This window comes from Streptomyces sp. NPDC001843 (assembly GCF_042891955.1).
GTDB lineage: Bacteria > Actinomycetota > Actinomycetes > Streptomycetales > Streptomycetaceae > Streptomyces.
Genome location: NZ_JBIATQ010000004.1, coordinates 204,196 through 222,910, shown reverse-complemented (window position 1 = coordinate 222,910; position 18,715 = coordinate 204,196). Strand labels below are relative to the sequence as shown.

Here is an 18,715-nt window from a genome sequence, read left to right as displayed (position 1 = left end):
CTCAGCTCCTCGATGACAGTGGCCGGCCGGCCACGGAGAACAGCACCCGCGGGTCCTCGCTGCCGCAGGCGCACCGGCCCACGGCGACGCGGCCGGGTATGCCGAGCGGGGTCTCGGGCAGCGGTGACGTACGCTGCTCCCCCGCCGCCACGAACAACTCCCCGTCGCGGTCGCCGACCCGCCATTCGGCGGAGTTGACGTGCGCGCCGCTCCGCTCGGGACACTCCAGGACGAGCGCCGGTCCCAGCGGCGAGAGAAGGCAGGCGGACACGCCCACCGCGCGCAGCACCGGCACGGCGGCGGGCCGGGCCAGCACGACCGGCGTCGGCCGGAACATCTCGCCGATGTCGGCGGACCCGGACAGCCCCTCCAGGGTCTCGGCGGACAGGCCGATCACCGCGTGCGGTCGCAGTTCGCGGTGGAAGACCGAGGTACGGCGGTGGTCCCAGCCCATCGCCTCGGCGATGCCGTACGCCACCTTCAGCGCGCGCAGGGCGCCGATCGCCGCGTGTCCCCAGAAGCCCTCATAGCCGGACATGGTCAGCAGCGCCCGCTGCCCCGCGGCGAGGCCGTGCTCCCGAAGCCGCGCGGTGACCCATCCGGTGTCCCGGGCGAGTTCCGCCCAGGTCAGTTCCGTCTCCCGCGTGCCGCCGGAGGCGGAGAAGCGTACGACGTAGGCGAGATCGGGACGATCGAGTTCCCTGGCCCGGGCCAGGGTGTCGGCGCGGGCCATCAGTTCTTCACCACCCTGGGGAACTTCGCGACGCTGGTCATGGTCTTCAACAGGTCCTCCTCGGTGCGCATGTCGAGCACCGGCTTGACTCCGGTCCGCATCCGCACGGCCTCGGCCAGCCGGCCGGCCAGGGCGTCGACGTCACCGGTGAGTGCGGGGTCGTAGCCGACGCGCAGGCGCAGTTCGTCGACCTCGCGGCGGTGCCGGACGATCTGGAAGACGCCCGCCACCGTCTCCGGCTGGTCCTCCACCGCCTGCCAGATGTCCCGCAGCACCACGGAGCGCCCCTGGACCAGCGTCTCGTCGCCCCGCCGCCCCGCCACCCACATCCGGGCATGGGTGCGTCCGCAGCCGCATGTCTCGCCGGACAGCCGGACGAGGTCCTCGCTGCGGTAACGGATCAGGGGCGCGGCCCGGTTGTCCAGGTCGGTGGCGACCAGCTCACCGAGGTCGTTCTCGGGGACATCACGCCAGCCGTCCTCCTCGACCTCCACGCACTCCGCGAGGACGGTGTCCTCCCAGAGGTGGAACCCGTCGTGCTCGCGGCACTCCCACGCGGTGCCGGTGTCGGCCGCGCTCGTGTACTCGTAGACGTCGATGCCCCAGTCGTCGCGGATCCGCTCGCGCATCTTGCGGCTGAGGGGCTGCCCGGCGCAGGAGGCACCCTTGAGGGAGGAGAAGGCCTCCCTCAGGTCCGTCTTCTCGGCCAGGTGCTCCAACTCCACCATCTGCGGATACATCATCTGCAGATAGGCCGGCCGGTAGGCGCGCAGGGCCTCGACGACCTCGTGCATCTTCCCCATCCAGGTGTCCACCTCGATGACCACGGCGCCGATGGCCTGGTAACCGGGGTCCATGAGGTTGCGGAAGGTGCCGGGCGGGCTCAGCACCCGGTCCCCGGGCCGCAGCCCGAGCTCCCAGAGGTCGCGCACCTGCGCGGTCACCAGGGGCGGGGCGTCCTGCCAGATCTCGGCGAAGAACTCCGGGTCGCCGGTGGTGCCCGAGCTGGAGGAGACGGAGGTCAGCTCCTCGCGCGGCACACAGAGCAGACCGCCGAAGGGATCGCCCGTGCGGGCCCGGTAGGCGCGCACCATGTCCTTGGTGATGAACGGCACGCGCGCCCGGAAGTCCGCCAGGGACCGGATGTCGCGCGGGTGCACCTCGTGCTCGTCCCAGAGCTCACGGTAGAAGGCCGAGTGGGCATAGGCGTACTCGACGAGCTCCAGGACCCGTTCCTCCTGCAGCGCCCGCAGTTGCTCCCGGGGCATGGTCTCCACCTGGGGCTCGAAGTACCTGTCAGCGGTGTCGCTGTCACCGACCATGGCGCCTCCTCGCGGCTCGGTGCCCAGATCTTCCAGCTATCAGCGCAATCAGTCAACCAATTCGACGGATTCAAGGTGGCACCTCGCGCATCGCCGGGCCGATATAGTTAACTATTAGCACTCATTCAAGCCACAGGAGGTGTCGTGAAGATCATTGTCTGTGTGAAGCACGTGCCCGACGCCGCGGCCGACCGCACCTTCACCGAGGACGGCACCACCGACCGCGCCTCGGTCGACTCGCTGCTGTCCGAGCTCGACGAGTACGCGGTCGAGCAGGCGCTGCGGATCGCCGAGTCGGGCGAGACGGACGTCGAGATCAGCTACCTCACGGTCGGACCCGACGACGCCAGGGACGCGCTGCGCAAGGCTCTCGCCATGGGCGGTGACTCGGCGATCCACGTGAGCGACGAGGACATCGAGGGCAGCGACGCCTTCGGTACGTCGCTCGTCCTGGCCCGGGCCATCGAGCGGCACGGTTTCGATCTCGTGCTGTGCGGGATGGCCTCGACGGACGGCACCATGGGCGTGGTGCCGGCGATGCTGGCCGAACGGCTCGGCGTCCCGGCCGTCACGCGTCTCGAGGAGCTGACGATCGAGGACGGCACGGTGAGCGGTCGCCGTGAGGGCGACGGCGCGACCGTGCGCGTCCATGGCGCGCTGCCGGCCGTGGTGTCGGTGACCGACCGGTCCGGCGACGCGCGCTACCCCTCCTTCAAGGGGATCATGGCCGCGAAGAAGAAGCCGGTCGAGACCCTCGACCTCGCCGACCTCGGGATCGACCCGGCGATGGTCGGGCGCGGCGGCGCCCGGTCGGCCGTGGACACGACGGCCAGACGCCCGCCCCGCACGAAGGGCGAGATCGTCGTCGACGAAGGTGCGGGCGGCGCCGGACTGGCCGCGTTCCTCACCGCCAAGAAGTTCATCTGACCTCCCAGCGACAGGAGCGCACCACCATGCCCGAGATCCTCGTCCTCGTCGACCACACCGACGGCGCCGTAGGCAAGCCGACCCTCGAACTGCTCACCCTCGCCCGCCGGCTGGGCGAGCCCTCGGCCGTCTTCCTGGGGTCGGGCGCGGACACCGCGACCGAGGTGCTCGGCCGGTACGGCGCGCACAAGGTCTACGTCGTGGACACCCCGGAGGTCGGCGAGTACCTCGTCACCCCGGCCGTCGACGCCCTCACCCAGATCGCCCAGCGCACCGGCGCGGCGGCACTGCTGCTGCCGTCCGGGCCGGACGGCAGGGAGACCGCGGCGCGGGTCGCGCTCAGGCTCGGCTCGGGACTGATCACCGACGCCGTCGACGTCACCCCCGGGCCGGACGGCCCGGTCACCGAGCAGTCGGCGTTCGCGGCGACGTACCAGGTGACGGCACACGTCACCCGGGGCGTCCCGGTCATCACGGTCAAGCCGAACGCCACCGCGCCGGAACCGGCCCCCGTCACCCCGGCCCTCGAGAAGCAGGACATCGCCTTCGGTCCGGCCTCCGCCGCGGTCCGGATCCTGTCCCGCACACCGCGCGAGCGCGGCGACCGCCCGGAGCTGGCCGAGGCCGACATCGTGGTCTCCGGTGGGCGGGGGGTGAACGGCGACTTCACCGTGATCGAGCGGGTCGCCGACGCGCTCGGCGCGGCCGTCGGGGCGTCCCGGGCCGCCGTGGACGCGGGCTGGTACCCGCACAGTCACCAGGTCGGCCAGACCGGCACCCAGGTCTCGCCGCAGCTCTACCTGGCCGCCGGCATCTCCGGTGCGATCCAGCACCGGGCGGGCATGCAGACGTCGAAGACCATCGTCGCCGTCAACAAGGACGCCGACGCCCCCATCTTCGAGCTCGCCGACCACGGCGTCGTCGGGGACCTCTTCGAGGTGCTGCCGCAGCTGGTGGAGGAGATCCACCGGCGCCGCGGCTGATCACTCGCCCCTCCGGCCTTCCCATCGGCCGCCCATACAACTAAAATCGCTAACTGATTGCATCCATTGGTCTTACATTCATTGACCCGAAGGAGCGTCATGTCGAAGATCTGGGTCAACTCGGGGGACTCACACGTGATGGAACCCGCCGACGTGTGGACCGAGAGGCTCCCCGCGCGGCTCGGCGCTCGTGCCCCGCGCAGCGAGCGCGGCGAGAAGTACGAGATGCTCTACATCGACGGTGAGCGCATCGACCGCCAGCTCGGCGACTTCATGGACGCCATGCGCCCGCCGGGTGCCTGGGACCTGAAGGTCCGCCTCAAGGACCTCGACCAGGAGGGCGTGTGGTCCCAACTGGCCTTCCCCTCCATGGGGTTCTGGCTCGTGTCGATCACCGACCCGGAGCTCGCGCGGGAGACCGTGCGGGCCTGGAACGACTGGGCGCACGAGGAGATCCTCAGCAAGAACAAGCGCGTGATCACCACTGCCTGCGTCTCGACCGCCGACATCGGCGATGCGGTCGCCGAGCTGGAGCGGGCGGCCGAGCTGGGCTTCAAGGCGGTTTTCCTGCCGTGCTCGACCCGACAGGGCGAGGAGTACGCCCTCGACCGCTGGGAGCCGCTGTGGACCGCGGCCGAGCGGGCGGGCATGGTGCTCGGCTTCCACATCGGCACAGGCGGTCAGAACGTCGTCTTCCGCGGGCCCGGCGGCGCGGTCGTCAACTACATGGAGACGACCTACCCCGGCATGCGCGTCGTGTCCCACCTGGTCGCGGGCGGCGCCCTGGACCGCCACCCCGACCTCAAGATCCTGATCGCCGAGGGCGGCGCGGGCTGGGTGCCGGCCATCGGCGACCGGATGGACGAGGCGTACCGCCAGCACGGCATGTTCGTCAGGCCGAAGCTGAGCCGGCTGCCCAGCGAGATCATCCGGCAGCAGGTGTACGCCTCCTTCCAGCACGACAAGAGCTCGGTGGAGATCGTCGAGTCGACCGGCTACCGCAACGTCATGTGGGGCGACGACTACCCGCACCTGGAGGGCACCTACGGCCACACGCAGGCCACGCTCCACGACTTGTTCGACGGCGTGCCGGACGACGTGCGCGAGCGCGTGACACGCGGCACCTTCGACGAGCTCTTCGGCCTGCCCGAGCAGACTCCCCAGGAGGCGGCCGTCTGAGCGGCGGCGAAGCGAACCGACGGCGACCACTCCCCCACTCCTGGGCGGCGCGGGCGTCGCCGGTCTCGCCCGCGGGCGTCATACCGGATCTCGCGGGAGTGGCCGCCGAGCGCGCGACGATCCGGTGGGCGCACGACACCACGAGAGGCGGCCCCACATGAAGGTGGGCATCTACTTCGACCTGCGCAACCCGCCGCCGTGGCGGCAGAGTTGGTCACGCCTGTACGGCTTCTGCCTGGAGATGTGCGAGGAGGCGGACCGGCTGGGCCTCGACTCGGTCTGGTTCTCCGAACACCATGGCTTCGAGGACGGTTATCTCCCCCAGCCGCTCACCATGGCGGCCGCCGCCGCGGCCCGCACCCGCCGGGTACGCCTGGGCACCGCGGTCGTCCCCGCACCGTTGCACGCGGCCCCCGAGATCGCCGAGCAGGCCGCGATCGTGGACATCATCAGCGACGGCCGCCTGGACCTGGGTCTCGGCACCGGTTACCGGGTCCCCGAGTACCGGCTGTACGGAGCCGACCTCGCCAAGCGCTACACCACGACCGATCAGCGGGTCCGGGAGATCCGCGGCCTGTGGGCGGAATCCCTGGTCACCCCGGGCCCGGTCCAGGATCCGCTGCCGATCTGGCTCGGCTACCAGGGACCGCAGGGCGCCCGGCGGGCCGGCCGCCTCGGCACCGGCTTGCTCTCGCTCGACCCGGCGCTGCTGGCGCCGTACCGTGACGGGCTCGTCGAGAGCGGGTACGACGCGTCGGCGGCCCGGATGCAGGGTTCGTTCACCACCTTCGTCACCGAGGACCCCGAGGGCGACTGGCCGGTGGTGCGGCGGCATCTGCAGTACCAGTGGGACAGCTACCGGCGCTACATGGTCGAGGGCACCGACCAGCCGGTCCCCCGTCCCATCGATCCGGAGAAGTGGCGGGAGACCGGGCTGCGCGCGAGCGGGGTCGGTCAGTTCCTGTACGGCACACCGCAGGAGACGGCCGAGGCCGTCAAGGCGTACGTGGCGGGGTCGCCGGTGGAAGGGGTGTTCCTGTGGGCCTCGCTCGCCGGGATGCCCGAGGACATGGTGGCCCGACAGGTCCAGCTGATCGCCGGAAAGCTGCGCCCGCTGCTTGCCGATGTCTGACACGAGGAGGCACACGATGTCCACGACACCGACGGGGCCCTGGGCCGGGGCGGACTTCCAGGAACCTCCCCGGACCCCGGGCGGGGTGGCGCTGTGCGGGGCGTGCCGAGCCGCCGGCTCCTGCCGCCTGGGAGTGCGGCGCGAGCAGCTCGACGAGGACGGCTCGGCGCGGTTCGAGCTGTCCTGCCCACGTGACCAGGAGGGTGGGCCCGACGTCGCGCACGGCGGCTGGACGGCGGCGGTCCTGGACGACTGCCTCGGTCATCTTCCGCTGCTGCACCGGGTGTTGAGCGTGACGGCGGAACTGCGCGTGAGCTTCGTGAAGCCGGTACCGGTGGAACGCCCGCTCGAGGTCCGGGCCTGGGTGGAGAAGCGGGAGGGCAGTCGCTGGTACATCGCGGGCGAGATGGTGCTCCTGCCGACCCGCGCCGTGCTGGCCCGGGTCTCAGGGATCTGGGTGACCCGGGACCGGGGCCACTTCGCCCGCCACCAGGAATGGCTGGCCGGGCAGGACGGCGAGGCTCAGTAGGAGCGCAATCCCATGCTGCGGGCGATGCCGTTGCGCTGTATCTGGCTCGTCCCCCCGGAGATGGTGGCGACGATCGACTCCCGGTAGCGGAAGCTCATCACGCTCTCCGTGGAGAAACCGTGTCCCGCGAGGACCTGCATCCCGAGCCGGGCGGCGGCGACGTATGTCTCCGAGCCCTTCAGCTTCGCCATCGAGCCCTCCCGCGTACACGGTTTGCCCTGGGCGAGCAGCCAGGCCGCACGGTGGGCGAGCAGCCTGGCGGAGTCGATCTCGGTCTGCAGGTCGGCCATGGCATGGGCGAGCGCCTGGAAGTTCCCGATCGGACGGCCGAAGGCGTGCCGGGTGCGGGCGTACTCCAGCATCTCGTCCAGGGTGGCCTGCGCCGCCCCCAGGTATCCCCCGCTGATGATCACCTTCTCCAGCTCGATGTTGGAGAGCATGACCTTCCACCCCTCGTCACGCGGGCCGACGAGGTTCTCCTTCGGCACCAGGGCGTCGTGGAAGAAGACCTCGTTGGTGCCCAGGATGTGCCGGGCCAGCGTAGGAGTGCGGCGGACCTCGACGCCGTCCGTCGCGGGATCGACGAGCAGGAGACTGATGCCGCCGTGCTTGGGTTCGCGGGGCCCGGTGCGCACATAGGTCGCGATGGTGGTGTCGGGCAGTCCGCCTCCGGTGCACCACGCCTTCTGGCCGCGAACGGCGAAGTGGTCGCCGTGGTCCTCGGCGGTGGTGCGCAGCGCCGCGGCGTCGGACCCGCTGTCCGGCTCACTGAGGCCGACGGCGAGCCGGTGGCGGCCGGTCATGACCTGTTCGCGGATGAAGTCGCGCTGTGCGTGGCTGCCCCACCGGAACACCGTGATGGCGGGGATGAGCACCCCGATGTAGCACATGGCGACATCGAAGCTGGCCCGGCCCAGCTCCTCGGCGATCAGCAGGAGTTCGAGCGGTCCCCCACCGTCGCCTCCCTCCTCTTCGTCGAACGGCAGGGCGAACCACCCCAGATCCGCCATGCCCCGGAAGAGCTCGGGCGGTACGACGCCCTCCTCGTCCCACTGCTTGGCCTTCTCGGCCGGGCACACGTCGGCGACGAACTGCCGTGCCGTCGCACGCAACAGGTCCTGCTCGTCGGTCAGCTCGAAGTCCACGGCCACTCCTCGCCACTAGGGTATTCATCTATCTAATTATTCTATGTTAGCTGATAGCGAGGAGTGGCGACAGTGACGGTCACTCGCCGGACGGGCGTCCAGGCACTCAGCTGTCGAGACCGAGGAAGGTGATGGCGCGGGCGAGCATGCCGGGCTGCGGCAGCGTGTGGCCCGTGCCGGCGATGCTGATCCCCTCGACGGGGGACTGCGGGCCGGTCCCGCCGTAGCGGGTGCGGGTCCAGGCCGACTGCGGCCGGTCGGTGGCGGCGGGTGTCTGGCCCATGCCGTGCAGGTTGGTCCACTGCTTGATCTCCTCGCCGAAGTTCGGATAGGCGAGGGTCGTGTCGGTGGTGCCGTGCCACAGCTGCATGCGCGGGTAGCCTCCGGTGTAGCCCGGATCCATGGAACGCGCCAGGTCGCCCCACTGCTGAGCCGACTTGATGACCTGGCCGCCGGAGCACTGGCTGTTCCACTGGGAACCGTCCCTGGTGGCGAAGCAGCCCGCCGGCACCCCGGAGTACGCGGAGGCGGCACTGAAGACATCGGGGTACTCGGCGGCCAGCACGTTCGTCATCATGGCTCCCGACGAGAACCCGCTGACGACGATGCGGGCCGGGTCGACGTTGTAGTGCTGCCGTGTGTAACCGACCATCGACATGATGCCGGTGGAGTCGCTGCCGCCATTGCGCCGGAGCGCCGCCGGTGACGAGACGTCGAAGCAGTGCCCGCTGCGGGTGGCTTCGGGCAGGACGATGATGTAGCCGTACCGGTCCGCGGCGGTGACGTAGTCGTGTCCGTTGCCGCCGAATATCCCCCCGGCCGAGCCCCCGCAGTAGTGGACCAGGACCAGCAGGGCGGGCCTGGACGCCAGATGGTCGGGCACGTAGAGGTACATGTTGAGGTTGGTGGGGTTGTTCCCGAAGCCGGTGACCCGGGTCAGGCTCGCCGCGGCCGCGGGCTGGGGCGTCAGGAGCGTGAAGGCTGCGGCCAGCGGCAGTAACACCATCGCCAGGACCGCGTGCAGAGTGCGTCTCACAGGTGGACCTCGTTTCCGGTGATCGGTAGGGGCCGGGAGCGGCCTGCCCGGTGGCGGTGCGCACCCTGGCAGGCCGGGCGACCGGCGGGCGCGGGATCCTGCGCCCGCCGGCGTCGGGTCCTCAGCCGATGGCTGTGGCGAAGATGTGCATGGCCACTTGGCCTTGCGTCGCATCGGAGCCGACGTTCGGCAGGGTCAGGTAGGCCACGGTCTTGCCTGCCTGGAGCGGCACGGTGGCGCCGTACACGCTGACCTTCTGCTGGACCTTGCCGTTGCCGGTGTTGAAGTAGTCGGTTGTGGCGAGGATGTCGCTGCCGCCGGCGGCGCTGTTGCTCCACCAGTCGGAGAAGGACAGGGTGTAGCTCTGGCTGGTGCCGTCGGTGTAGGTGATCAAGCCGGTGCCGGACGCGTCGCCGTAGTCGGCGGTGCCGAGGAAGCCGAGCTTGGTGCCGCTTCCGGTGAAGGGGACGGTCTGTCCCCCGGCCACGATGTTGTCGGGCTTGCCGGTGCCGGTGGTGGGCCAGGTGAAAGTCAGTCCGTCGTGTGTGACGGTGCCGCCGGAGGTTATCCCCTTGGCGGCGAGGGCTTGCTGGGACAGGCTCTGACGGCCGCCGTCCAGATTGCCGGCGCCGGGAGTGACGTCGTCGCTGATGCCGACGTTCTTGGTGATGTCGCTGAGGGACGAGTAGGGGACGAACAGTTGGCAGGCCGCGTCGTCGCTGGCCCGGGCGCCCCGGTAGCCGGCCGATGCGGCGAGGGCGAAGGTGCCGGGCTTGACACCGGCCGGGGGTGTGATCGCCCAGGTGGTTTTGACCGAGGCGCCGGCCGGGATGCTGCGGAAGGTGGCCGGTGTAGTCGGGGCGGCCCTCCAGCCGTCGGGAACGTCGAGGGTGACCGAGGCGTTCGGCAGGGCGGTCCGGCCGGTGTTGGTGTAGGTGGTGGTCGCCGTGACGGGGGAACCCGGCTTGACGATCGGGTCGGCGGAGAGGGCCAGGGTGTGGTGGACGCGGATCACCGCGGAACCGGTGACGCCGTGCACGGTCGCGCTGATGGTGGCCACGCCGTTGCCCACCGCGGTGACCAGCCCCTTGCTGCTGACGGTGGCGACGGATGGGTCACTGCTGGTGTAGCGGACCTTGGTCCTGGACAGGTCCAGGAAGGAGCCGTCGTCGTTGACCGCCTCCACCACGTGGTCGGCGGTGACGTTCAGGTTGCGGCCCGGCTGGGCCGTGGGGTCGGTGTCGTCCTTGATCCACCGGTTGCGGGCGGTGAGGTCGATGGTGTCGCCCGCCCTGTAGACCACGGCCTCGGGCTGTACGGTCACGTACTTCAGGTGCCGGGTGAGGCTGCCGTGCACGGTGACCCGGGCCGATCCGGCGGTGGTGGCTGAGTCGGGTCCGGCTTCGAACCGGTACGTGCCGTCGTGGACGACCTGCTTGGCCTTCCGGCCGTCGTGGAAGGCGAGGTCGGGGACCCGGACGCGCAAGGTGACATGCTGGGTGGCGCCGGGCCGGAGGACCCGCGTCTTCTGGAAGCCGACGAGCCGCTTCTTCGGCAGCTCGCGGCCCTTGACCGTGAAGTCGGTGGCCGCGTACAGCTGGGCGACGGTGGTTCCGGGCACGGTGCCGGTGTTGGTGACGTCGAAGCGGACGTGCACCGTCCCGTCGGCGTTCACCGAGGAGCGGTCGGCGCGGACGTGGGAGTAGGCGAAGGTGGTGTAGCTCAGGCCGTAGCCGAAGGGATAGGACGGCTTGCCCGTGAAGTACTGGTAGGTGCGGCCCAGACCGCCGGTGCCGCCGGGCGCCAGGTCGTAGTCGGAGATGGCGGGCAGCTGGGAGTCGTCCTTGTACCAGGTGAAGTTCAGGCGCCCGCCGGGGTTCTGCCTGCCGAACAGGACGTCGGCGAGGGCGTCGCCCTGGCTTTCGCCGTTGTAGCCGGCGAAGACGATCGAGGTCACCTTGGCACGGTAGGGCTCGATGGCGACCGGCCCGTCGGACTGGATGTCCAGCACCGTCCGGTGGTTGCCCAGGGCGGTGACCTGGTCGATGAGGCTGCCGTAGTTGCCGGGCAGGGCCAGCCCGCTGCGGTCCTTGCCCTCGCCCGCCGTGGCGTCGTCGGTGCCGACCGCGACGACCACCAGGTCGGCGTTCTTGATGTCGGCCTGGGTCCCGGCGCTCAGCGTCGCCGCGCCGGTCGCGGTGCTGGAGGTGCCGGCGGCGTCGTGGACGACCTGCGCGTCGGGGTTGGCCGCCTTGACCTGGGCGGTGATGCCCTGGACCGCGTTCACCTCCTTGGTGGGATCACCCGAGTACCCGCCAAGGGTGACCTTCCCGGCCTGGTCGCCGACGATGACGACCTTGTTCAGTTTGGCGGGGTCGGCCGGCAGCAGTGGCTTGCCGGTGCCCTCGACTTTGTTGTTCTGCAGTAGGACGAGCGCGTTGTCGGCGACGGTCCGGGCCAGGGCCTGGTGGGCCGGGGACTCGATGACGTCCTTGGTGATCTTCGTGTACGGCTGCTGGTTCACCGGGTCGAACTCACCGGTCCGCATCCGGATGGTGAACAGGTGCACCAGCGCGTTGTCGATGACGCCTTCGCTGAGTATGCCGGCCTTGATCGCCTGCTCGAGGTTGGACGAGGTGGCCTCCGCACCCGTGCAGTTGACGTTGGTGCCCGCGCGCAGTGCGTAGGCCTGGCCACCGGCCGCCCCGGACACCTTCCGGCCCGTGGCGGTGCTGGTCCAGGTCGAGCCCGCGCCCTTGTGGTCGGTGGCCCAGCCGGGCGGTGCCCAGTCGTGGCCGGTGGGGAAGGACTGGTACGTGGTGCCGACCGCTCCGCAGTCGGAGGTGATGTACCCGTCGAAGCCGTACGTGCGCTGCGCGATCTGGTTGGTGGTGTACGTGTTGGCCGCCGACGGTGTGCCGTTGATCGCGTTGTACGAGGTCATCAGGCCCGCGACACGCGCTTTCTCGATCAGGCTCTTGAACTGCGCGGTGTAGTAGTCGTACAGGTCGTCGTCCGCGACGTTGGAGCTGATGCCGGTCCGGTCCTGCTCGACGTTGTTGAGCGCGTAATGCTTCGCGGTCGCGGCGACCTTCAGGTACTTGCCCCGCGGGCTGCCGTCGGGGTTCTGGCCCTGGTAGCCGTTGACGAACGCGCCCGCCATCTGTCCGGTGAAGTACGGGTCCTCGCCGAACGCCTCGTCGGTGCGGCCCCACCGCGGGTCGCGATCGAGGTTGACCGTCGGCGCCCAGTAGGTGAGCATCCCGTAGTCGTCCTTGGAGGGCCCGAGGTTGTTCTGCCCGGTTCCCCACAGCGACTTGTCCAGCAGACCTCGGGCCTCGTCCGAGATCGCCGTCGTCTCCTTGTACATCAGGTCCTTGTCCCAGGACATGGACGCGGCGAAGTTGGTGGGGAAGCTGGTGGCGTGCACGCCGCCGGTCACCGAGCCCGGGTTGCTGTCCGCGAACAGGGTGTTGATGCCATGCTGCCCCTCGCTCCAGTACGTGTACTGCTGCACGCCCAGCCTTGGAATGGCCGGAGCGCTGTTGGTGTGCAGCTGTTGGACCCTCTCGTCCAGCGACATCCGGGAGACCAGGTCCGCGGCCCGCTCCGAGAAGGAATAGGAGGTGTCGAGATAGATGGGCGGGGACGCCCGGACCGTGGACCGGGGACCGGCATGGGCCGTGCCGCCGCCCGCACCGAGCATCCCTAAGCAGCACACGGCTGCCACAGCCGCGCGTAGGGACTGTGTGTTGGTTCTGCGCATCGCGCGCCTCCTTGCGCAACGTTGGTCGGCGGTCCCGTTCGTGTGCGGGGCCAGGCCCGCATGATGCCGTGCGGGCCTGGCCCCGGTGTGTCAGTTCTGCAGGCGCCAGTGCTGGTTCGCACCGCCCGTGCAGTTCCACAGCTGGACCTTCGTCCCGTTCGCGGTTCCCTGGCCGATGGCGTCCAGGCAGAGCCCCGACTGCACCGCTGTGATGGTGCCGTCGGGATTGACGTTCCACTGCTGGTCCGCCTGCCCGCTGCAGTCCCAGATCGCCGCCGGGGTGCCGCTCCCCGCGGACTGGCCGACGCCCAGGCACTTGTTGCCGTAGACCATCAGTTGCTTTCCGGTGGAGTAGGTCCACCGCTGGTTGGCGCCGCCGTTGCAGTCCCACAGCTGTGCCTGGGTGCCGTTGGCGGTCGTGGAGTTGTTGATGTCGAGGCAGCGCCCCGACTGCTGGCCGATGATCTCCTGGTTGCCGGAGGGCGGGGGCGGAGGCGGGGGCGGGTTCGTGCCCGAGCCGAACTGGGTGAAGAACTGCCACACCGCTGCCGACGTCCAGGTGCGCCAGCCGTCACCGGTGGAGCCGTCTATGGGACCGGGATCGTGGCCCGCTCCGTCGAACGCGGCCCAGACGACGGGGTATCCGGACCTGCATCCGGAATAGGTGGTGATGACGTGCGTCAGGCTGCCGTAGGCCGGCTCGGGCGGGTTCTGCCGGGTGCAGCCGTTGGCCCGGACGAAGGTGTCGCGCAGGTCCCGTCCCGACTGGATGGGCAGCACGTTGTCCCTGAGGCCGTGCAGACCCATGTAGGCGATGGGCTGGTTGCCGCCGTTGCACCCGCTCAGGTTCGCGCCGGAGTAGACCGCGACCGCGCGGAAGACCGTGGCGCGGGAGCAGGCGAGGGCGTACGACATCGCGCCGCCGTAGCTGAAGCCGGCGGAGAACAGCTGGGTGGTGTCGACGCACAGACCTGCTTCGATCTGGCTGACCATGGCGTCGACGAAGGCCACGTCCTGGCCGCCGGGGTTGGCCCAGCCGTTGCCGTTGCCCTGGGGCGCGACGAAGATCGTGCTGTTGTTCGCGTCCGCCAGGCGCCGCAGACCGTAGTAGGACCAGTTGTACCCGTCCGTTCCGCCCGAGTCGACGTCATTGGCCGTGCCGCCCCGCCAGTGGAAACCGAAGACGAGCCGGTAGGGGTGGTTGCTGTCGTAGCCGGCCGGGACCCTCAGTATGTAACTGCGGGTCTGACCGCCGCTCTGGATCGTGTGGTTGCCGCTCGTCAGCGCCGGGGCCTTGCCGCAGCCGGCGGTCGCCCGGACGGCACCGGTGGCCTTCGCCGACGCGCCCAGGCTGCTGCTGAACGAGGTGCCCGCGGCCGACAGGACGAGTAGTAACGCGGCCGTGATCGACATCAAGAGTGGTCTGGGTTTCATGCACTCCTTCTTCCGTGGGGGGACGTGCAGGGAGCTTGGTGTCGCCGGGGTGGTTCACACGCCGGTGATGGTCCATTCGTTGTTGGTGCTGGAGTTCGGCGTCCACAGCACCGCCGTCGATCCGACCGTCGTGCTGCCGCTGCCGTCGAGGGCGGTGCCGGTGCCCCGGTTGACGATCTGGTAGCGGTTGCCACCGAGGTTGTTGAGGGACCACTGCTGGTTGTTGCCGCCGTTCCACGCCTCCTGGCGGGCGGGAGCGCCGTTGGCGGAGTTGCCCCAGCTGTCGGCGGCCATGCCGTTGGTGCGGTTCATGATGCGGTAGTAGCCGTTGCCGAGGTCGATCAGCTGCCACTGCAGGTTGGTGCTGCCGTCGTAGTTCCACTGCTTGAGGTTGGAACCGGAGGCGACGTTGCCCCCGCCGTCGAGCACGAGTCCGCTGGTCACATTGGCGATCTTGACCCAGGTGGTGGAGCCGCCCGGCGCGCCCAGTGGGGGGATCTGGCCGGAGAACGTGAGCTTGACCGTGTACGCCAGGGCACTGAACGGCGCGTTGGACGAGGGCATGGTGAGGTGCAGGCCGGAAGCGTCCTGGACCGGCGCGGGCAGATCGGTGTAGCTGCCGGCGGTGTTGTTCAGCAACTGCGCGCCGGTCAGGCCGCTCAGGTTGAACTGGCCCGAGTTCAGCGTCGTGATGGTCATGGTGCCGCCCTGCCAGCCCAGCGCGGTGGCGTAGAGAACCTTGTTGTCCTGGCTGCGGGTGAACCGGACGTCCTGCGGCTTGCCGGCCACCGGTCCGCTGAACGAGCCGCCGCCCATCTTGGTGGGACCCTCGCCGTAACTGACCCAGGAGCGGGTGCCGTAGATCGCCTCGCCGAAGCGTCCGAGCCAGTCGCCCATGCCGAGCAGGATCGACTGCTGACCGGAGGGGATGGTGCCGTCGGCCATGGGGGCGATGTTCAGCAGCATGTTGCCGCCCTTGCTGACCCGGTCGATCAGCGAGTGGAGCAGTGCCTGCGTCGAGTAGTAGCCGATGCCCACCGTGTAGCACCAGCTGGAGGAGGAGATGCTGTCATCGGTCAGCCAGTAGGGGGTGAGAAGCCCGGCCGGACCGCCGCGCTCGAAGTCGTAGACCTCGCCCTTGTTGTCGAAGCCGTCCTTGTAGGTCGCGACCACGTCTTTGTTCCACGAGACGGCTTGGTTGTAGTAGTGCGCGAGGAACTGGAGCCGGTAGGACTCCTGGACCAGGCCCAGGTCGAAGTCCTGATAGACCAGGTCCGGCTGGTAGCCGTCGACGATCTCGATCAGTTTGTCGTACCAGAGCTTGTTCTCCGCGGCCGAGCCCTGCTGGCCGTAGAGGATGCGCAGCGTCGGGTCCGACTGGTTCGGCACGTGGTCGTAGTAGCCGTTGAAGTGGTAGGCGTGGTGCAGCGCAGTGATGAACTTCAGCCCCTGCCCGCGGATGGCCTGCGCGTGCAGCCCCACGAGATCGAGCTTGGGGCCGCGCTGGACCGAGTTCCACGGGTTGGAGCGGCTGTTCCACATGGAGAAGCCGTCGTGGTGTTCGGCGACCGGGCCGGCGAACCTCGCCCCCGCCTGCTTGAACAGCCGCGCCCAGGCGTCCGGGTCGAAGTTGCCGCCCTGGGAGGCGAGTCTGGGGGCGAACTGCACGCGGTTGCCGGCCTTGTCGCGGGCACCGTCGATGAAGTTGTGGTACGGCCAGGCCGAGGGGTCGCCGTAGGTGTCGATGTGGTGGCGGTTCTCGGCCGAGCCGCCGATGTACATGTTGCGCGGGTACCACTCGTTGCCGAACGCCGGAACGCTGAAGACGCCCCAGTGGTAGTAGATGCCGAACTTGGCGTCCTGGAACCAGGCCGGGGCCGGGGGGTGCTGGTCCACGGAGGACCAGCTCGCGGTGTAGCTTCCGGGGCCGTCGGTGGCGGCGGCCTCGGGGGCGAACCGCAGCAGGCCGAAGGCCGTGGCCGCGCCGGCCGCAGCGAGCAGCCGGCGCCGGCTGACCGGCAGGGAGGAGGAAGACATGGGGGGCCTCTCTGGGAATTCACGGGGTGGAGCGGGAGCCGGTGGTCGTCAGGCGGTCAGCGGATCAGTCGCGTGTCCACTTCTGGTTGCTGCTGCCGTTGCAGGTCCACAGCTGCAGCAGGGTGCCGTTGGCCGTTCCCGCGCCGGTGGCGTCCAGGCACAGGCCGGACTGGTCACCGGTGATCGTGCCGTCGGCGTGGAGCGTCCACTTCTGGTTGGCGCCGCCGGTGCAGCCCCAGATGTCCACCTTGGTGCCGGGGCTGGTGCCCTGGCCCGCGGCGTCCAGGCAGTCGCTGCCGTAGACCCGCAGCTCACCGGCCGAGGTGCTGGTCCACTGCTGGTTGCTGCCGCCGTTGCAGTCCCACAGCTCCACTTGGGTGCCGGCCGTCTGCGACTGGTTGGGCACGTCCACGCACCGCCCGGAACCGGCCCCGACGATCGCACCGGTCGTGCCGCCGTCGTTGCCGCCGCTGCCGGGAGTGATGGACAGGTTGTCGAACTGTGCCGTCTCGCCCTGGCTGGTCGCGTAGCCGATCTGTCCGGCGGCCCAGGTGCGGTCGGTCGTAGAACCGACCGTGGCACCGTCGACGACGGCGGTGATGGTGGTGCCGGAGAAGGTGAGGCCCAAGGTGTGCCACCGGTTGGTGCCCAGCGCGGCGGTCGTGCCGCGGGCCAGGGTGGAGACGTTGCCGTTGGTGTTCGAGCTCAGGATCGACCAGGCCCCGGTGTCGCTAACCCGCAGGTGGTAGGCGTTCAGCCCTCCGGTGCGGTCGTAGTCGTGTCCGCCCGCACGGCCGATCAACTCGGCGTATCCGGGCTGTTCGAGCATGACGTCCGAGGAGACGGTGTAGTTGCCCCAGCTGGTGTCACCGAGCAAGGCGTGCGGATCGGTCAGCGCGTCCCAGGTGATCGGCTTCTGCGGGCTCATCTGGCGCACGCACTTGCCACCGCGTCCGCCGCCGCAGCCCACCGCCTCGAAGGCGCCCTGCCAGTCCATGAGGTACTTGGCCTCGGTGCCGGTGGTGTAGCTGTCGAAGGAGTCGGTGTACGGGAGCGCCAGCTTGCCCTGGGCGGGACCGGTGGCGGTGCCCTTGCCCTGACCTGTCGTGGTGGTCAGGGTGTACACGCGGCCCGGCTGGACGGTGAGGCTGAAGCCGCTGCCGGACGGGGTGATGTCCGTGGTGTGCACGAAGTAGTCGGCCGTGTTGCCGGAGCGGACGTCGGTCGACCATACGTGGACGGTTCTGGTGGACAGCCCACCGGTGACGTTGAAGTCCAGCGTCTGGGCGCCGCCGGCGTCCATGGTCTCGATGACCGTGGACCAGTCGGAGTTGTTCGTGGACTTCAGCGAGACGTAGCTGCCGTTGTTCCGGTTGCCGCCGATGTAGCCGCTGGAGGCGTCGAGGTAGTGCCACCCCGGGGCGGTGAACTGGCTGGTCTGTGCCATCACCCAGGCGTTCTTGCCGATCGAGTAGTGGCCGGACCAGGGCTGCGAGGCAAGGGCGAGCCCCATGGTGGGGTAGGGGATGTTGGGTGTGACGGCGGCGACCACCGGCCAGTTGAGGTACGCGGTCATCCGCCCGTCGATGTATCCGCGGTTGATGCCGCGGGCCACGGCCTGCGCTCCCCCGTTGTAGTCGTCCGAGCCGTTCTCGCTCGCCCACAGCGTCTTGCCGGACGACGTGGCGGCCGACGGCACCGAGCAGTTGGACTGGGACGACCGGTAGCCGCAGGGATAGTGCGTGCCGATGACGCTGACCGCGGCGGCGAACGCCGGGTTGGAGTTGACGTCGTTCGCCACGTTCCAGTCCGAGTCGGCCGCGACGATCTTGACGTTGCCATAGCCGTTGCTGTTGAGCGCGCTGCGCAACTGCTCGTACCAGGAAATGTTGTAGCCGCGCTCGTTCCACCCGCCGAGGTAGTCGATGCTCAGCCCGTGCTGCTTGGCGCAGCCGAGCCAGGAGAGCAGGTAGTTGACCATGTCGGTGGACCAGAAGTTCCCGCCGCCGATCCAGCCGGGCGCACCCCAGGCGAGCCCGTACAGCTTGATGTCCGGGTTGCGTGCCTTGGCCTGCTCCATCAGCCACCACTCGTAGCCCCGGTCGCAGTTCAGGTCGGACCGGGTGTGCTGGTGGCTGGGCTCGGCACCCGACGTGGAGTTGGTGTCACCACCGACCTCCGCCTTGAGGATCTGCAGGGAGGCGCCGTAACCGGGTTTGAACAGGTAGTCGAGGATCTGGCCGCGCTGGGGCTCGGGATAGTCGATCAGGAGTCTGCTGTTGCCGCCCCCGCCGCTGATCGCGCCGACGCCGTCGAAGGTGCGGCCGCCGGACGCGCCGTTGATGGTGATGGAGGTGGCGGCCTGGGCCGGCTCGGCAGCCGTGGCCACGAGGCCGCCGGCGGTCAGGAGGAGGCCCGCGAGCACGGCCGTCGAGGCGCGCAGGCGCCGTAACAGCCGTCTGATTGCTGACACGGTGGGTTTTTCCTTTCGC

At 69.7% G+C, this 18,715-nt stretch carries 13 protein-coding genes; 5 read left to right on the top strand and 8 right to left on the bottom strand.

The window, feature by feature from the left end:
- Position 1: 1 nt before the first annotated feature.
- Together ACFYZQ_RS12435 and ACFYZQ_RS12430 are read right to left on the bottom strand one after the other, a co-directional pair.
- Positions 2 to 733, bottom strand: a complete 732-nt coding sequence (locus ACFYZQ_RS12435) for a hypothetical protein (RefSeq protein ID WP_389145312.1) — start codon at positions 731 to 733, stop codon at positions 2 to 4.
- Entirely contained in the window at positions 733 to 2,055 is a 1,323-nt protein-coding gene (locus ACFYZQ_RS12430; RefSeq protein WP_389145309.1) for a phenylacetate--CoA ligase family protein, read from the bottom strand. The genes ACFYZQ_RS12435 and ACFYZQ_RS12430 overlap by 1 nt, the downstream gene beginning before the upstream one ends.
- A gap of 144 nt (positions 2,056 to 2,199) precedes the next feature.
- On the opposite strand from ACFYZQ_RS12430, the gene ACFYZQ_RS12425 reads away from it, so the two are divergent.
- The 5 genes from ACFYZQ_RS12425 to ACFYZQ_RS12405 all read left to right on the top strand — a co-directional run bounded on the left by ACFYZQ_RS12425 (position 2,200) and on the right by ACFYZQ_RS12405 (position 6,805).
- Positions 2,200 to 2,982, top strand: a complete 783-nt coding sequence (locus ACFYZQ_RS12425) for an electron transfer flavoprotein subunit beta/FixA family protein (protein ID WP_389145307.1) — start codon at positions 2,200 to 2,202, stop codon at positions 2,980 to 2,982.
- A gap of 26 nt (positions 2,983 to 3,008) precedes the next feature.
- The gene (locus tag ACFYZQ_RS12420) at positions 3,009 to 3,965 is read left to right on the top strand and encodes an electron transfer flavoprotein subunit alpha/FixB family protein (RefSeq protein ID WP_389145304.1); all 957 of its coding nucleotides are present in this window, start codon (positions 3,009 to 3,011) and stop codon (positions 3,963 to 3,965) included.
- 99 nt (positions 3,966 to 4,064) lie between these two features.
- Positions 4,065 to 5,144 (top strand): amidohydrolase family protein, encoded by a 1,080-nt coding sequence (locus ACFYZQ_RS12415; protein ID WP_389145301.1) that lies wholly within the window; start codon positions 4,065 to 4,067, stop codon positions 5,142 to 5,144.
- Positions 5,145 to 5,301: 157 nt separating this feature from the next.
- Positions 5,302 to 6,276, top strand: coding sequence for an LLM class flavin-dependent oxidoreductase (locus ACFYZQ_RS12410; RefSeq protein ID WP_389145299.1), 975 nt, complete (start codon positions 5,302 to 5,304; stop codon positions 6,274 to 6,276).
- A 16-nt stretch (positions 6,277 to 6,292) separates the two neighbouring features.
- Complete coding sequence (locus ACFYZQ_RS12405; protein ID WP_389145296.1) at positions 6,293 to 6,805, top strand: PaaI family thioesterase; 513 nt, start codon at positions 6,293 to 6,295, stop codon at positions 6,803 to 6,805.
- On the opposite strand, the gene ACFYZQ_RS12400 is transcribed toward ACFYZQ_RS12405, so the two are convergent.
- The 6 genes from ACFYZQ_RS12400 to ACFYZQ_RS12375 form a co-directional block, all read right to left on the bottom strand.
- Complete coding sequence (locus ACFYZQ_RS12400; RefSeq protein ID WP_389145293.1) at positions 6,799 to 7,950, bottom strand: acyl-CoA dehydrogenase family protein; 1,152 nt, start codon at positions 7,948 to 7,950, stop codon at positions 6,799 to 6,801. The genes ACFYZQ_RS12405 and ACFYZQ_RS12400 overlap by 7 nt on opposite strands.
- A 106-nt stretch (positions 7,951 to 8,056) precedes the next feature.
- On the bottom strand, positions 8,057 to 8,986 hold the full coding sequence (locus ACFYZQ_RS12395; protein ID WP_389145290.1) for an alpha/beta hydrolase family esterase: 930 nt from the start codon (positions 8,984 to 8,986) through the stop codon (positions 8,057 to 8,059).
- 121 nt (positions 8,987 to 9,107) lie between these two features.
- Complete coding sequence (locus ACFYZQ_RS12390) at positions 9,108 to 12,752, bottom strand: glycoside hydrolase family 3 C-terminal domain-containing protein (RefSeq protein WP_389145287.1); 3,645 nt, start codon at positions 12,750 to 12,752, stop codon at positions 9,108 to 9,110.
- Between the two features lie 90 nt (positions 12,753 to 12,842).
- Positions 12,843 to 14,165, bottom strand: a complete 1,323-nt coding sequence (locus ACFYZQ_RS12385) for a ricin-type beta-trefoil lectin domain protein (protein ID WP_389146215.1) — start codon at positions 14,163 to 14,165, stop codon at positions 12,843 to 12,845.
- A 75-nt stretch (positions 14,166 to 14,240) separates the two neighbouring features.
- Positions 14,241 to 16,223 (bottom strand): alpha-L-fucosidase, encoded by a 1,983-nt coding sequence (locus tag ACFYZQ_RS12380; RefSeq protein WP_389145285.1) that lies wholly within the window; start codon positions 16,221 to 16,223, stop codon positions 14,241 to 14,243.
- A gap of 64 nt (positions 16,224 to 16,287) precedes the next feature.
- The gene (locus tag ACFYZQ_RS12375; protein WP_389145282.1) at positions 16,288 to 18,696 is read right to left on the bottom strand and encodes a ricin-type beta-trefoil lectin domain protein; all 2,409 of its coding nucleotides are present in this window, start codon (positions 18,694 to 18,696) and stop codon (positions 16,288 to 16,290) included.
- Between the last annotated feature and the right edge of the window lie 19 nt (positions 18,697 to 18,715).

What these genes read in the sequence shown, in the direction of transcription:
- ACFYZQ_RS12435 (WP_389145312.1), bottom strand. Translation starts at nt 733, where the DNA reads ATGGCCCGCGCCGACACCCTGGCCCGGGCCAGGGAACTCGATCGTCCC.
- ACFYZQ_RS12430 (WP_389145309.1), bottom strand. Translation starts at nt 2,055, where the DNA reads ATGGTCGGTGACAGCGACACCGCTGACAGGTACTTCGAGCCCCAGGTG.
- ACFYZQ_RS12420 (WP_389145304.1), top strand. Translation starts at nt 3,009, where the DNA reads ATGCCCGAGATCCTCGTCCTCGTCGACCACACCGACGGCGCCGTAGGC.
- ACFYZQ_RS12415 (WP_389145301.1), top strand. Translation starts at nt 4,065, where the DNA reads ATGTCGAAGATCTGGGTCAACTCGGGGGACTCACACGTGATGGAACCC.
- ACFYZQ_RS12410 (WP_389145299.1), top strand. Translation starts at nt 5,302, where the DNA reads ATGAAGGTGGGCATCTACTTCGACCTGCGCAACCCGCCGCCGTGGCGG.
- ACFYZQ_RS12405 (WP_389145296.1), top strand. Translation starts at nt 6,293, where the DNA reads ATGTCCACGACACCGACGGGGCCCTGGGCCGGGGCGGACTTCCAGGAA.
- ACFYZQ_RS12390 (WP_389145287.1), bottom strand. Translation starts at nt 12,752, where the DNA reads ATGCGCAGAACCAACACACAGTCCCTACGCGCGGCTGTGGCAGCCGTG.
- ACFYZQ_RS12385 (WP_389146215.1), bottom strand. Translation starts at nt 14,165, where the DNA reads ATGTCGATCACGGCCGCGTTACTACTCGTCCTGTCGGCCGCGGGCACC.
- ACFYZQ_RS12380 (WP_389145285.1), bottom strand. Translation starts at nt 16,223, where the DNA reads ATGTCTTCCTCCTCCCTGCCGGTCAGCCGGCGCCGGCTGCTCGCTGCG.